11 protein-coding genes are annotated in these 13,658 nt (G+C 49.6%); 7 read left to right on the top strand and 4 right to left on the bottom strand.

Annotation, left to right across the window (positions count from 1 at the left end; all coding sequences use genetic code 11):
* The first annotated feature begins 215 nt into the window (after positions 1–215).
* Together HHL17_RS21785 and HHL17_RS21780 are read left to right on the top strand one after the other, a co-directional pair.
* A complete protein-coding gene (locus tag HHL17_RS21785; protein WP_169226901.1) occupies positions 216–1,196 on the top strand; it encodes a GlxA family transcriptional regulator in 981 nt (326 codons plus the stop codon).
* A gap of 56 nt (positions 1,197–1,252) precedes the next feature.
* Positions 1,253–1,978, top strand: a complete 726-nt coding sequence (locus HHL17_RS21780; RefSeq protein WP_169226900.1) for a metallophosphoesterase family protein — start codon at positions 1,253–1,255, stop codon at positions 1,976–1,978.
* A gap of 6 nt (positions 1,979–1,984) precedes the next feature.
* On the opposite strand, the gene msrB is transcribed toward HHL17_RS21780, so the two are convergent.
* Both msrB and HHL17_RS21770 read right to left on the bottom strand, forming a co-directional pair.
* Positions 1,985–2,503: a peptide-methionine (R)-S-oxide reductase MsrB gene (gene msrB / locus HHL17_RS21775; protein WP_169226899.1), complete on the bottom strand. Its 519-nt coding sequence runs from the start codon at positions 2,501–2,503 to the stop codon at positions 1,985–1,987.
* A gap of 56 nt (positions 2,504–2,559) precedes the next feature.
* Positions 2,560–3,819: a Na+/H+ antiporter gene (locus HHL17_RS21770; protein WP_240975931.1), complete on the bottom strand. Its 1,260-nt coding sequence runs from the start codon at positions 3,817–3,819 to the stop codon at positions 2,560–2,562.
* Positions 3,820–4,143: 324 nt separating this feature from the next.
* Between HHL17_RS21770 and HHL17_RS21765 the strand changes: the two genes are divergently transcribed.
* The 5 genes from HHL17_RS21765 to HHL17_RS21745 all read left to right on the top strand — a co-directional run bounded on the left by HHL17_RS21765 (position 4,144) and on the right by HHL17_RS21745 (position 12,247).
* Positions 4,144–4,827, top strand: a complete 684-nt coding sequence (locus tag HHL17_RS21765) for a response regulator transcription factor (protein WP_169226898.1) — start codon at positions 4,144–4,146, stop codon at positions 4,825–4,827.
* Positions 4,824–6,134, top strand: coding sequence for a sensor histidine kinase (locus tag HHL17_RS21760; RefSeq protein ID WP_169226897.1), 1,311 nt, complete (start codon positions 4,824–4,826; stop codon positions 6,132–6,134). The genes HHL17_RS21765 and HHL17_RS21760 overlap by 4 nt, the downstream gene beginning before the upstream one ends.
* Positions 6,135–6,313: 179 nt before the next feature.
* Positions 6,314–7,708: a TolC family protein gene (locus HHL17_RS21755; RefSeq protein ID WP_169226896.1), complete on the top strand. Its 1,395-nt coding sequence runs from the start codon at positions 6,314–6,316 to the stop codon at positions 7,706–7,708.
* Positions 7,709–7,774: 66 nt separating this feature from the next.
* Complete coding sequence (locus tag HHL17_RS21750; RefSeq protein ID WP_169226895.1) at positions 7,775–11,047, top strand: efflux RND transporter permease subunit; 3,273 nt, start codon at positions 7,775–7,777, stop codon at positions 11,045–11,047.
* Between the two features lie 60 nt (positions 11,048–11,107).
* On the top strand, positions 11,108–12,247 hold the full coding sequence (locus tag HHL17_RS21745; RefSeq protein ID WP_240975930.1) for an efflux RND transporter periplasmic adaptor subunit: 1,140 nt from the start codon (positions 11,108–11,110) through the stop codon (positions 12,245–12,247).
* Between the two features lie 55 nt (positions 12,248–12,302).
* On the opposite strand, the gene HHL17_RS21740 is transcribed toward HHL17_RS21745, so the two are convergent.
* Both HHL17_RS21740 and HHL17_RS21735 read right to left on the bottom strand, forming a co-directional pair.
* A complete protein-coding gene (locus tag HHL17_RS21740; RefSeq protein WP_169226893.1) occupies positions 12,303–13,109 on the bottom strand; it encodes a hypothetical protein in 807 nt (268 codons plus the stop codon).
* A 1-nt stretch (position 13,110) separates the two neighbouring features.
* Positions 13,111–13,656 (bottom strand): hypothetical protein, encoded by a 546-nt coding sequence (locus HHL17_RS21735; protein ID WP_169226892.1) that lies wholly within the window; start codon positions 13,654–13,656, stop codon positions 13,111–13,113.
* Between the last annotated feature and the right edge of the window lie 2 nt (positions 13,657–13,658).

Raw genomic sequence — 13,658 nt, 5'->3', positions numbered from 1 at the left:
GGCTGAAGCCCTGGGCTACGATGTTGTTCAGGTTCGATTGTAATCAACATGATATTGTGACATAATGTGATTTCGGACTTCAATATCGATCCGTATCCAAAACCGAATTTGAACAACATCGTAGCCCAGGGCTTCAGCCCTGGGATTATGTGATTCCGATAAATATTTTATCTTGTGAAAGAATGAGAAACCTGCAAACTTTATAACGCTGTCTTATGAAGCATGTATCTATTGTGATTCCACTCGGCGCTGCCATGACCGGTATTGAAGTTGCCCGCCACGTTTTTACAGAAGTGAATGATTTCCTCATCAACGAAGGCCGGGAGCCTTTATTTCAGGTGCAGCTGGTAGGCGCCTGGCGCGCTATTCAGCTGAACAGAGGATTGTTTACCATCCAAACGGATGCCGTTGTGCAGGAGCTGCACAAAACAGACCTGATCATTATTCCGGCACTACATGAAAACGTGGAGGAAAACGTAGCGAGAAATGGTGAGCTGGTGGATTGGATACGTGTACAATATGAAAAAGGCGCTGAGGTGGCAAGCCTCTGCATAGGCGCCTTCCTGCTGGCACAGACAGGCCTGCTGATCGGTAAAAAATGTACTACGCACTGGAAAGCTGCTGCTTTGTTCCGTGATATGTTCCCCGATGTAAATCTTGTTAAAGAGAAAGTCATTACCGACGAAAACGGTATCTATTCCAGTGGCGGCGGCCTTTCGCTGGTGAACCTGCTGGTGTACCTCGTGGAGAAATATGCGGGTCGGGATGCGGCTATCTATAGCGCCAAGTTTTTCCAGGTAGACCTGGAACGCTCTGCCCAGCTGCCTTTCATCATCTTCCAGGCACAGAAGGAACATGATGATGAACCGGTGAAACAGGCGCAGGAATTTATCGAGAATAATTTCCGTGGAAAGATAAGGGTCGATGAACTGGCGGAGATGCTGGCGATCGGCCGCAGAAGCCTGGAACGCCGCTTCAAAAAAGCGACGGCCAATACCATGAATGAATATATCCAACGCGTGAAAATAGAGGCCGCCAAAAAACACCTCGAAGCCGGCGACCGCAAGATCAACGATATCATGTCTGAAGTAGGTTATTCAGATACCAAAACTTTCCGCAATTCTTTCAAGCTGGTAACGGGCCTGTTACCGCATGAATACCGCAACCGCTACAATAAAAAAATGGCAGAGATATAACGTATAACCGGTACCGTATTTTGTTATATATTCGGGAGATAAACGATCTCTCAAATATGACCCATTCATTCGCATTTGTCACCGATACACATCTGGATGATGCTTTTACCCGCAGCCATCAGGTACCTGCGCGGGAAGATCTTATATTGCTGCTACAGGAGATTGCCGGCAAAGGCATCCGTGAAGTGGTGATAGGAGGAGACATCGGAGAACCGTCCTCACATTCCTTCCTCTTTGATGCATTGAAACAGCATACGCCGGACTATAAAGTTATACTAGGTAATTTTGATAAGCTGGAGGATGTCCGGCAACATTATCATCCTCCCGGACTGGTAGACGGAACGATGTGTTACAGCGAAGACCGTGATGGCTTCCGGTACATTTTCCTGGATTCCTCCTCAGAGGTGTTGTATGATGCACAATTGCAGTGGCTGGAACAGGAACTGAAAACAGCCGGTAAGGTATTGTTGTTTGTGCATCATCCCGTGGTAGAAATACCGGTGCTGGTAGATGGGCTGCAACCGCTGCAGGGGCGCGAGAAAATAAAGGCGTTGCTGTTGAAGCATCCACACGCCGTATACGTTTTCTGTGGTCATCTTCATATCACAGATCAGCGACAGGAACAAAACATCCATCAGACGGTAACACCAGCCACCTCTGCGCAGTTTATTAAAGAGGCGGCCGGGTTGGAGATAGACCTGTCTTATTTTGGGTACAGTATCATCACCCTCACCGGAGATACGGTGACGACGGAAATTGTACGCTGGGAGCGTGACCGTTAACCTGGTCTACCGCTCCGGTTCAAAATCAAGCGATACGGAATTCATGCAGAAGCGTTTATGTGTAGGCGGCGGACCATCATCGAAGATATGGCCGAGGTGCGATTCGCATCTTCCGCACAGCACCTCTGTCCGGTGCATGCCATAGGAGTTGTCTTCCCGGTATATGACGCTGGCTGCACGGACAGCCTCGAAGAAACTGGGCCACCCGCAGCTGCTGGCAAATTTGGCATCAGAACGGAACAGGGCATTGCCGCAAACGGCGCAATAATAAGTTCCCTTGGTATCGGCATCCCAGTATTTCCCGGTGAAAGGCCTTTCAGTAGCGGCCTCCCGTGCTACTGCATACAGTTCCGGTGACAGTACCTTTTTCCATTCTGCATTGGTAATATGCAGCTTTTCTGTGTCTGTCCGGGAATAATAGGGATTGGCCTGGGCGTTGCTCGTCATAGGCTGCTGTTTTTTCTGCTGGCTCTGACAGGCAGAACCGGTGATCAATATCGCCAATAAAAAAGTCAGTGCTTTCATATCAGTGCTTTCGTTGATGTAAGTTACGAATAACCGGTGACATCACCGGAGATACCCTATTTGCTGAATTTCCGGACTACCCAGGGGAGAGACAGCCCCTGCCCCAGCAGGGAAAACAGCACCACCGCGATGGACAGGAAAATGATCTCGTTGCGCATGGGGAACGGAGCCCCGCTTTGCAGCACCATAGGAAGACCAATCGCGATGGCGAGGGAAACGATTCCCCGCATCCCTGACCAGGTAATGATAAAACTCGTTTTGGAATCAAACAGCGCATACTGACTGACACGGCGCTTTCCCCTTCCCTGAAAAGCCTTTTGCAGGTTGAACTGCTGCAGGTAAACCCTGACCAGTCGTATTCCCAGGGCCACTACCGCAATGAGGGCGGCATAACCGATATAGGGCCATACCTGCGCTTCGCTCATCTTCTTCAATACCAGCGGAAACTGCAGGCCTATCAAGAGGAAGATGAGACCATTGAGCAGGAAGATGATCACGTCCCAGAAATGCCTGGACTGGTTACGCAGCTCTTCCGGGAATTTTGTCCGGCTTAACCGGGCCATGCCCAGGCCCAGGGTCACCACGGCGATAACGCCGGATACTTCAAAATGTTCCGCTACGGCATACGTCACAAAAGGCATGAGCAGCATGAGGCCAATCACCACCATATCGTTGGTCCGGAAAAAGCGGATGAAGAAAGCCAGTGTTTTGGCCAGGACCACCCCAATCACAAAACCACCTCCCAAAACAAGGAGGAACTGCAACAACGCCTTCCACGTGACGAAAGCGGTACCGGCCACGGCTGCTACGGCTACACGGTAAGCTACCAGTGCGGAAGCATCGTTCACCAGGCTTTCGCCCTCCAGGATGGTGACGGTATTGTGCGGTAACCCAAGTCCCTTAGTAATACCGATGGCGGCCACGGCGTCTGTGGCGGAAAGAATGGCGCCCAGCACAAATGCCAGCTGCCACGTCATACCGGGTATCAGGTAATGCGCCACCACGGCAATGCCGCCGGTGGTAATAAATACCAGTCCGATGGCCAGCGTACCGATGGTATTAATATTGATCCGGAATTCCCGGAAAGATATATTAAAGGCGGCATCGTATAACAGTGGCGGCAAAAACAACAGCATCACGATCTCCGGGTTCAGCTCAATACCCGGCATACTGGGCAAAAATCCAATGGCTATGCCTACGGCCAGCAGCAATACGGGTACGGGTAACTTTATCTTCTCTGCAATACCGGATACGCCGATCATGATGGCCATGATCACTAATATGATGCTGTAGTTTTCCATAACTATGATGGCCATGATTATTGCTGATTCCCTGATGCAGGGAGATCGGTGTTTTGCTGACCGGAATTAGAATTTAGAATTAGAATTTGAAACCAGAAGCTCACTTATCAAGTGCACAAATTTACGTTAACTTTGCAGGTTGTTTTTTGTAAACACAATTAAAAAAGTATGTGCAAATATTATTAATGTAATATAAAGCATTACTTATAATAATCTGAATATTAATAATATTACAGCAAAATCTTCGGGCCAATCTCCGCTAATCAGGACAATCAGCAACAATCCTGTCCATCAGCGGTTCAAGATTGCTTCAAAATCTCCATATACATTAGCTTTTATATGAAAGTGTTAGTAGTAGAAGATAGTAAAGAAATCGCCAGCAGTATTCATGATTTTCTCGTGAGGGAAGGGTATATCTGTGAGCTGGCTTATAGTTTTGATGAAGCGCAGGAGAAATTATTGCTGTATTCATATGACTGTGTATTGCTCGATATCATGTTGCCGGATGGTAACGGGCTGGAGCTGTTGAAGTTTATGAAGGAGCAGGGTATCCAGAGCGGCGTACTCATCATTTCCGCCAAAGACGCCATGGACGATAAAATCAGGGGCCTGGAGGGCGGGGGAGATGACTACATCACCAAACCATTCCACCTGCCGGAACTGCATGCCCGCCTCAGGGCCATCTATCGGCGTAAAAAACTGTCAGGCAGCAATATCATCACCTTTAACGAGATCACGCTTAATACAGATACACTGGAAGCTACTATCAACGATATGCTGCTGGATATCACCCGGAAGGAGTTCGACCTGCTGCTGTACCTGGTCGTTAATAAAAACAGGGTGCTCTCCCGGCAGTCAATAGCCACCCACCTGTGGGGCGACTATACCGATAATTTAGCTAATTTTGATTTTGTATATCAGCATATCAAAAACCTTCGTAAGAAAATCAGCGCGGCAAACGGAGCGGATTATATAGATACGGTGTATGGCCTTGGTTATAAATTTAATGCTTCCAAAGTATGAAACTGGTTGATAAATTTACATTGTGGTTTCTTGGCGTGATTGTGATCACCACACCCATCACTTCTTATATCTGTTTGAATAATATAGAGAAAAAGATTGATGACGTGGAGATTGCCCGCCTGAAAATAGTCAATACAAAAGCGGCAGCCCGTATGGCCGATGGTACTACGGTCAACATACCGCGGGATGCGTCTTTCACCACCTTTACGCTGTTGCCCACGCTGCCGGCAGACAGCTTCCGCATCAGAAAAGACGCTGACCCTGACGGCAACAATAAAAGCCTGGAAAGCCGTCTCACGGTAAGTACTTTCATGGCCATCAATGGTAAACCTTACGAAGTCACTACTTCCAGTTATATCCCGGCGTCCCGCCAGATACTGAACGCCATTATGGACACGGTAGCATGGAAACTGTTGCTTATTATCCTCTGTGTGGCCGTATCGGCGCGCTTCCTGTCGCAACGCATCCTCTATACGCTGCGGCTCACCATGAAAAAAATACACAACTTCGACCTGAAGAAAAAGATCACTTTCCCGCAAACCAACACAGAGGAATTTAAAGAGCTGAATACCTTCCTGAAAAAGATGACTGACCAGGCAGTGGATGAGTATACTGCTGTAAAACAATTCAGTGAAAACGCGTCGCATGAGCTGCAAACACCGCTGGCAGTGATCCGCGGAAAACTGGAGCTGCTCAGTGAAACCAACATCGACGAAGATCAGGCTACCCTGTTGGCCGATATGCACCACGCCATCGAAAAGCTGTCAAAGATCAACCGCTCGCTCATTCTGCTCTCTAAAATGGAGAACAACGAGTTTGCCGTGACGGAGCATATCAAATTCTGTCGTGTAGCCAAAGACGTGCTGGCAGCGTATGAAGACCGGCTGGAGATGAAAAACATAGCGGTGAAAAAGGAACTGGATAAAAATATCCAGCTCAGAATACATCCGGTACTGGCAGATATGCTGATGAATAATCTGCTGGGCAATGCCATCCGCCACAATGTGCAGGACGGCAGCATTCACATCATCCTGAAACAGGAAAAACTGGTCATCAAAAATACCGGGCTTCCCCCGGAAACCCCGCCGGAAGAGCTGTTTGAACGCTTCCGCAAAAGCAATCAGTGCAGCGAAAGCGTAGGCCTCGGACTGGCCATCGTGAAACAGATCTGTGAGGTGTGTGACTTTAAAGTGTCTTATAAATACAAGGCGCCACTACATATTTTACAGGTGGACTTTTGTCCGGGAAGTGTCATTAACGAAACGGAACAAGATAAATTTGAAACAGCAGCGGTCGTGACCGCATAATAAAATAGTCCGTCAGATTCGATAGGATCTTTAATGGGCAAGGCTTTTGGTCTTGCCCATTTTTATTTCCGTTAGGGAGAAGAAAAAATGAATACTTCAAAATTGCTTCAAAATGATGGAGTCTTTTTGTATCCGGATTAACAACTTTAGTTCATACCATGCTGCAAAATTCTCCCTACATGATTGGAAATAAATACTGGCTGATCCTTCTCTTTCTGATTGGTGTTCATTCAACTTCTGTGAAAGCCCAGCAGGTACTTACATTGAAAGATGCTATACAAACGGCGATTAATAATTACGGTACCATCAAGGCTAAATCCAACTATGCTGCTGCTTCTAAAACCAGCATAGATCAGGCAAAGAGAGACTATCTGCCTAACCTCAACGTATCAGTACAACAGGACTACGGAACCATCAACGGTCAGAACGGCCCTCTGTACGGCTTCGGCGGCCTTGCCGCCGCATCTTCCGGCGCTCCGCTGGCGGAACAGAACTGGAACGCCGCTTTCGGTGGGCTGTATCTGACTAATATTAACTGGGACTTCTTCGCTTTTGGCCGTGCCAAAGAAAAAATAAAAACAGCACAAGCAGTTGCTGCCCGCGATAGTAAAGACTGGCAACAAGAGATTTTTCAGCACGAAGTAAAGGTGGCAGCTGCTTATTTAAACCTCGTGGCCGCGCAGAAACTGACACTGTCCTATCAGAAGAACCTGAACAGGGCAGATACTTTCCGCCAGGTGGTAGTGACCCGCGTTAAAAATGGTCTGAGCGCCGGCGTGGATTCCTCACAAGCCAATGCCGAAGTGTCCAGCGCAAAGATAGCGCTCACCAGGTCCATCGATTTTGAACAGACGCAGGCCAACCAGCTGGCGCAATTGATGGGCGTGCCTCCCGGCCGCTTCGCACTCGATACGTTCTTTGTGTCCCGCGTGCCGGCCCTGCTGAACGATACGGCCACTATTGAAGGTCACCCGCTGCTGCAATGGTATAAAAGCCGCATCGCCCTCAGCGATGAGCAGTCCAAATACTACCGCACGCTGATGTACCCTGCCTTTTCACTGGTGGGCGTATTGCAGACCAGGGGCTCCGGTTTTGACGCCTCCTATGGTGCACAAAACCTCAACGCCTATACGCACGGATATTGGGACGGCGTGAAACCTACCCGTACCAACTACCTGATCGGGGTGGGCGTTACCTGGAACCTCACGCAGCCACTGCGCATCTCCCGGCAGGTGAAAGCCCAACGGCAGATCAGTACCGGGTTACAGGCAGAATACGATTTGGCAGATCAACAGCTGCGTGCGCAAATGCAACTGTCGGATACTAAGATCGCCAACGCACTGGACAACTACCATGAAGTACCGTCACAGGTGAAAGCCGCTTCTGACGCATATCTCCAGAAGTCAGTCTTGTACCGCAACGGCCTTACCAACCTGGTAGACGTGACACAGGCGCTGTATGCACTGATCCGCGCGGAAACAGACCGTGACATCGCTTACAGCAACGTATGGCAGGCTCTGTTGCTCAAAGCCTCTGCCTCCGGCGATTTTAACATGTTTGCAAAAGAACTCTAACGAATGGATATAGGTGGCAAGCCGTCAACGGCAAGCCACTCAGGCCAATGACATTAAACAGATAGTATGAACCTTATTCGTTTCGCACTTCGTAAACCTATCACCATCATGGTGTTAGTTGCCGGCTTGTTCTTCTTCGGTATCAAAGCGGTCACCACGATCAAAATTGATATCTTCCCGAAGCTGGATATGCCGGTGATCTATCTTTCCCACCCGTTTGGCGGATACACCTCCACCCAGATGGAATCCTTCTTCGGTAAACAATACATTAATATCCTCCTGTTCGTGAACGGGGTGAAAAGTGTGGAAACAAAGAACATCCAGGGGCTGACACTCATCAAGATCAACTTCTATCCCGGTACCAATATGGCGCAGGCAGCCGCGGAAGTGAGCGCCTTCTCCAACCGTATCCAGGCTATCTTCCCGCCTGGTTCCAACCCGCCTTTCATCATCCGTTTCGATGCCTCCACCTTGCCGGTAGGACAGCTTGTGCTCAGCAGCGATAAGCGCAGCAACAACGAACTGCTCGATCTGGCCAACGTATATGTACGTTCGTCTTTTACCTCTATCCCCGGTCTGGTAGGCTCTACACCGTTCGGTGGTAACATGCGTACCGTGGTGATAAAAGCCGATCCCGAGCTGCTGCGTTCCCACAATATGACGCCCGACCAGCTGGTAGAAGCCCTGCGGCTCAACAACCAAACGGCGCCTTCGGGTAACGTGCGTATCGGTGATAAAAACTACCTTACGCCTGCCAATACCACCGTTAAGGCTATCAAAGACTTTGAAGATATTCCCCTCTTTAAAAGCGGCGTACAGAATCTTTACCTCCGTGATGTGGCCACCGTGGAAGATGGTGCGGACGTGAGCACCAGCTATGCGTTGATTAATGGCAAACGCTCCGTATATGTGAGCATTGCCAAAGCAGCCGATGCCTCCACCTGGGAAGTGGTACAGAACCTGAAAAAAGCAATGCCCAAAATACAGGCACAGTTACCGGAAGACGTAAAACTGAGCTACGAATTTGACCAGTCCACCTATGTGATCAACTCCGTTAAAAGCCTGTTGTCTGAAGGAGCGATCGGCGCTATCCTTACCGGTCTGATGGTATTGCTGTTCCTCGGCGATGCCCGCGGGGCGCTGATCGTGATCCTTACCATCCCTACCTCCATTATCTCCGGTATCCTGTTTTTGAGCCTGTTCGGACAAACCATCAACATCATGACGTTGAGTGGTCTGGCGCTGGCTATCGGTATCCTGGTAGATGAGAGTACGGTGACGATCGAGAATATCCACCAGCACTTTGATCTGGGCAAACCCAAGGCGCTGGCCATCTGGGATGCCTGTAAGGAAATCGCTTTCCCAAAACTGCTCATTCTGTTTTGTATCCTCGCTGTGTTTGCCCCGGCATTTACCATGGGCGGCATCCCAGGTTCCCTGTTCCTCCCGCTGGCCCTGGCTATCGGTTTCAGCATGATCGTATCTTATTTCCTGGCGCAGACTTTCGTGCCGGTGATGGCCAACTGGATCATGAAATCCAAACATCACCATAAGAAAGACGGCAGCGTGATGACAGACGCAGAGGAATTTGAAGCGGCCGGTCTTGCTGCTGGTGATGAAGGCAATACCTGGAGCCAGAAGAAAGCGCTCGTGGAAAGAGAAGATAGCAACCGTGACGGTAAAATCAGCCGTTTCGAGAAGATACGTGCCCGTTACCTGCGCTTTATCGACCGCATGATGCCTTACCGCAAAGTGATTGTGGCCGCTTACCTGATCATCAGCGTGCTGATTGTGGCGCTGCAGATGGGCACCATCGGCCGCGACGTACTGCCCAAAGTCAACAGTGGCCAGTTCCAGGTAAGGCTCCGTCAACCGGACGGCACCCGTATCGAACAAACAGAAAAGAAAACCATTGCGGTGATCAAAGCCGTGAACGATATCGTAGGAAAAGAAAACGTATCTATCACCTCCGCTTTTGTGGGTACTCACCCGCAACTGTTCTCTACTGCGCCAATCTTCCTCTGGATGGCCGGTCCGCAGGAGTCTGTATTGCAGGTAGCGCTGAAGGAAGATTACCATGTTAATCTCGATCAGCTGAAAGATAAAATCCGCGACCGTGTAAAACAGATTGATCCGGTGATGAAATTGTCTTTCGAACCCATTGAGCTGACCGATAAAATCCTCAGCCAGGGCTCGCCTACACCGATCGAAGTCCGTTTCTCCGGCAGAAATAAAAAGCTGAACCTGGAATACGCCCTGAAGATGGTAGACAAGCTCAAACAAATCCCTTACCTGCGGGATGTGCAGTTGGGCCAGGCTGTTAACTATCCGGCATTGAATATCAATATCGACAGGGTGAGAGCGGCACAGCTGGGCGTGGACGTGGGGGATATCTCCCGTTCCCTGATTGCCAGCACTTCCTCTTCCCGTTTGACAGAAAAAAACATCTGGGTGGATGAAAAAGCGGGCATCAGCTATAACGTGCAGGTACAGATACCGGAAAGTAAACTTTCTTCTCAAAATGACATCGGTGAGATACCTTTGCTGAAGAATTCAACCAGGCCAATCCTGAGCGATGTGGCCACTATTACCCCCGAAACCACCTACGGAGAGAATGATAACCTGGGCGCCATGCCAATGCTAACGGTAACGGCTAACCTGAATAATAAGGACCTGGGCAGTGCTTCAACAGAAGTGCAGAAAGCCATTCACTCCCTCGGCGAACTGCCTCGCGGACTGAACGTAGACCTGATTGGTATGAGCAGCACGCTCATCGATACATTGGGCAGTCTGCAAAGCGGTCTGCTGGTAGCGGTAGTAGTGATCTTCCTGATGCTGGCGGCCAACTTCCAGTCGTTTAAAGTATCTGCAGTCGTATTGGCCACTGTACCGGCGGTATTGCTCGGTTCTCTGTCCCTGTTGATGATGACGGGTTCTACCCTGAACCTGCAATCCTATATGGGGATGATCATGTCAGTAGGCGTGTCCATCTCGAACGCGGTGTTATTGATCACCAATGCGGAGCAGATCAGGAAAACCAACGGCAACGCCCTGGTATCAGCGAAAGAAGCTGCCGCGCTGCGTATGCGTCCTATTGCCATGACGGCCCTCGCGATGGTGGTGGGCATGATCCCGATGGCCAGCGGGCTGGGTGAAGCCGGCGACCAGTCAGCACCACTGGGCCGCGCCGTTATCGGAGGACTGATCGCTTCTACCTTTGCCGCCCTGTTCATTTTACCGCTGGTATTTGCATGGGGACAAGGGAAAACGTCAACAACAAGTGTTTCGCTCGATCCGGAAGATGAAGAAAGTACACATTATATTCCCATGAAAGGATAAACCGGAAAAAGCATCAGCATAAATATTACCATGAGAATTACAGGAAATAAATATCATTTTATGAAACCAGCATCAAAATTTGCCCTCATATTTTTATCAGTTGGTGTGTCTGCCATGGCCCTGCAGAGCTGTAGCTCCACAGAAGCAAAGGACGACAAAGAGCATAAGGAAGGTGCAGCCGCGGCTGCACCGGCCCTGGAAGCTTTTACCCTTCAACAGGGACAACTGTCAACTTCCATAAAAATTCCCGGTGAATTGGTGGCTTTTCAACGGGTAGACCTCTACGCTAAAGTGAGCAGCTTTGTTAAAAAGCTGTATGTGGACGTGGGCAGCGAAGTGAAAGCCGGCCAGCTGCTGGTGACCATGGAAGCACCGGAATTGAACTCCCAGTTGTCCGGCGCGGAATCCCGCCTCAAATCCCAGGAAGCGATTTACCTCTCCAGCAAAGCTACCTATGACCGCCTGCTGGAAACCAGCAAAACACCCGGCACCGTATCCCAGAATGACCTGGATATCGCCTACGCCAAACAGAAGTCAGACCTGGCCCAGCTGGATGCGGCCAAAGCTTCTTACCGCGAAGTGGGAGATACCCGTAACTACCTCGAAATACGGGCGCCTTTCAGTGGGGTGATCAGCCGCAGGAACGTGAGCGCCGGCGCTTATGTCGGTCCGGCTGGTAAAGGCTCCGATCTGCCTATCTTCACCCTGCAGGAACAGAAAAAACTGCGTCTGGTGGTAAGCATTCCCGAAGCATATAACAGTTACCTGAACGATAACAGCGAAGTGAAATTCACCACCAAATCCATGCTCAACCAGACGTTTACGGCTAAAGTAAGCAGGTTGTCCGGCGCACTCGATGAGCGGCTGCGCTCCCAGAGCATCGAAATGGATGTGATCAATGATAAGAAACAGCTGTTGCCCGGTATGGTGGCAGAAGTGGCCATTCCGCTCACCGGCAACCATGCAGGCGCTTTTGTGGTGCCGTCTAAAGCGGTGCTTAATTCCACACAGGGCGTGTATGTCATTAAAGTGATAGATGGTAAAGCCCATTGGGTACCGGTAAAAACCGGCCGTAAAACAGACGATCAGACAGAAGTATTCGGCGATCTCGCGTTGAATGATACCCTTATCAAAGTAGCCAGTGAGGAAATAAGAGACAGCTCGGCGATCAAACACGTTAACGTGGCAGGCGCTAAGTAACAGCACGGCATTTCACTGGAACATTGTGGCCCTCATGCGATGCATGGGGGCTTTTTTATGGGTGGGGAGTAGCGACATGATAACGGAGGGACAGATGATTGATGAGCTTTGTTAGTAACTGCTTACCAGTTACCGGAAGGGTCAGCAGCTCATCATAAAAATACTCATGGAACCGGTACTTGGACGCGTAATATTCCAGCGCTTCATCGGAGCAGGTGACGTAGATGATACAGCCCGGATGCAGCCTTCGGATGGTATGGGTGGCTTGTTTGACAATGTCGAAATCACCATCCCTGTTGTGGCAGTGTAATACCACAAAGTCGGGGAACTGATGCCGGAACTTTGCTTCAAAATTATCATCTACTTCGGTGGGGATCGTTATCAGGTGATTTTGGGTGAGGGTAGACTGTAGCATCCTACCCAACAGCTGGTCCATGGCGATCATCCCTTTGAGCCCGGAGACCCCCGGATGTAACCGCAGCAGGTGTTTTCGGCGGCGTGCCAGTGTCGCCGCCACTAGCGGTAAAAAGGATGGAGAGAGATAGTCGTCAAAGCGAAAGTCATATAATGATGGAGGAATACGGCGAAACCAGGGTGGAAGCGGACCGGAAGAAAAACGTTGTATTACAATCAGGCAGGCCGGATACATGCGCCGGGCAATTGTAGCCATATACCTCGTCCGTAATACCTCCGTCCACGAGCGGTCATTGCAACCGATGAGGATAATGTCAAAGGGGCGTGCCTTTACTTCCAACAGGAAAGACCGGTAATCGGCCGCATACGCTGTGCGTGTGCTACTGTGTGTAAGGTTATGGATATATGGGTTACCGGCAGCAGCCGGATCAAAACAAAGTACCTGCATATTATGAATAGGATTGTGTAAGAGATCCCTGCATTTGGAAAAGTATCCTGTTGATGCCCGTGCGTAGCTCATGCTGCCGTACAGTCACCAGATCAAGGGCCTGCAGGTATTCGTCAGGATCATCAAGCCCGTTTTTCTGTAGTTTAATAATAATGGTCAATAGATCGCTTTTAATAAAATGGGCGCAATCCTTAAATCCCGCGTTATCAAAGTGAAGGCGCAATGATGCATAGGTAGTCTTCAGTTCTCGCCGCAGCAGCTCCAGTTCAGTGTTTCTTTTTTGCTTATTGGTAAGGTGAAACAATTGGATTAATGCCCGTAGCTCATCTTTTGTTTCCTGAACGACGGTGGTATATTGTTGAAGCGCATCACCCAGTTGGTCAATATTCCTGGTGTAAAGTCCGGCCGTAAGGTGACGAGCCTCGCCAGCCCTGGCGATATCTTCTTCATGCCGGAGAAGCTTCCGTTTACTGAACCATTCATAAATAGTCCTGAAAATGGTAGTAAGGCTGGTAATAACGGTTGAAAGCACTTTCAGTAATTCCATAT

The sequence above is a fragment of the Chitinophaga fulva genome (assembly GCF_012927205.1).
GTDB lineage: Bacteria > Bacteroidota > Bacteroidia > Chitinophagales > Chitinophagaceae > Chitinophaga > Chitinophaga fulva.
This window is presented reverse-complemented; position numbering and strand designations above follow the sequence as displayed.

Excerpts from the sequence above, each read along its gene's own strand:
- HHL17_RS21745 (WP_240975930.1), top strand. The coding sequence starts at position 11,108 with ATGAAACCAGCATCAAAATTTGCCCTCATATTTTTATCAGTTGGTGTG.
- msrB (WP_169226899.1), bottom strand. The coding sequence starts at position 2,503 with ATGAAAGCACTGACTTTTTTATTGGCGATATTGATCACCGGTTCTGCC.
- HHL17_RS21735 (WP_169226892.1), bottom strand. The coding sequence starts at position 13,656 with ATGGAATTACTGAAAGTGCTTTCAACCGTTATTACCAGCCTTACTACC.
- HHL17_RS21740 (WP_169226893.1), bottom strand. The coding sequence starts at position 13,109 with ATGCAGGTACTTTGTTTTGATCCGGCTGCTGCCGGTAACCCATATATC.
- HHL17_RS21750 (WP_169226895.1), top strand. The coding sequence starts at position 7,775 with ATGAACCTTATTCGTTTCGCACTTCGTAAACCTATCACCATCATGGTG.
- HHL17_RS21765 (WP_169226898.1), top strand. The coding sequence starts at position 4,144 with ATGAAAGTGTTAGTAGTAGAAGATAGTAAAGAAATCGCCAGCAGTATT.
- HHL17_RS21780 (WP_169226900.1), top strand. The coding sequence starts at position 1,253 with ATGACCCATTCATTCGCATTTGTCACCGATACACATCTGGATGATGCT.
- HHL17_RS21755 (WP_169226896.1), top strand. The coding sequence starts at position 6,314 with ATGATTGGAAATAAATACTGGCTGATCCTTCTCTTTCTGATTGGTGTT.
- HHL17_RS21760 (WP_169226897.1), top strand. The coding sequence starts at position 4,824 with ATGAAACTGGTTGATAAATTTACATTGTGGTTTCTTGGCGTGATTGTG.
- HHL17_RS21785 (WP_169226901.1), top strand. The coding sequence starts at position 216 with ATGAAGCATGTATCTATTGTGATTCCACTCGGCGCTGCCATGACCGGT.
- HHL17_RS21770 (WP_240975931.1), bottom strand. The coding sequence starts at position 3,819 with ATGGCCATCATAGTTATGGAAAACTACAGCATCATATTAGTGATCATG.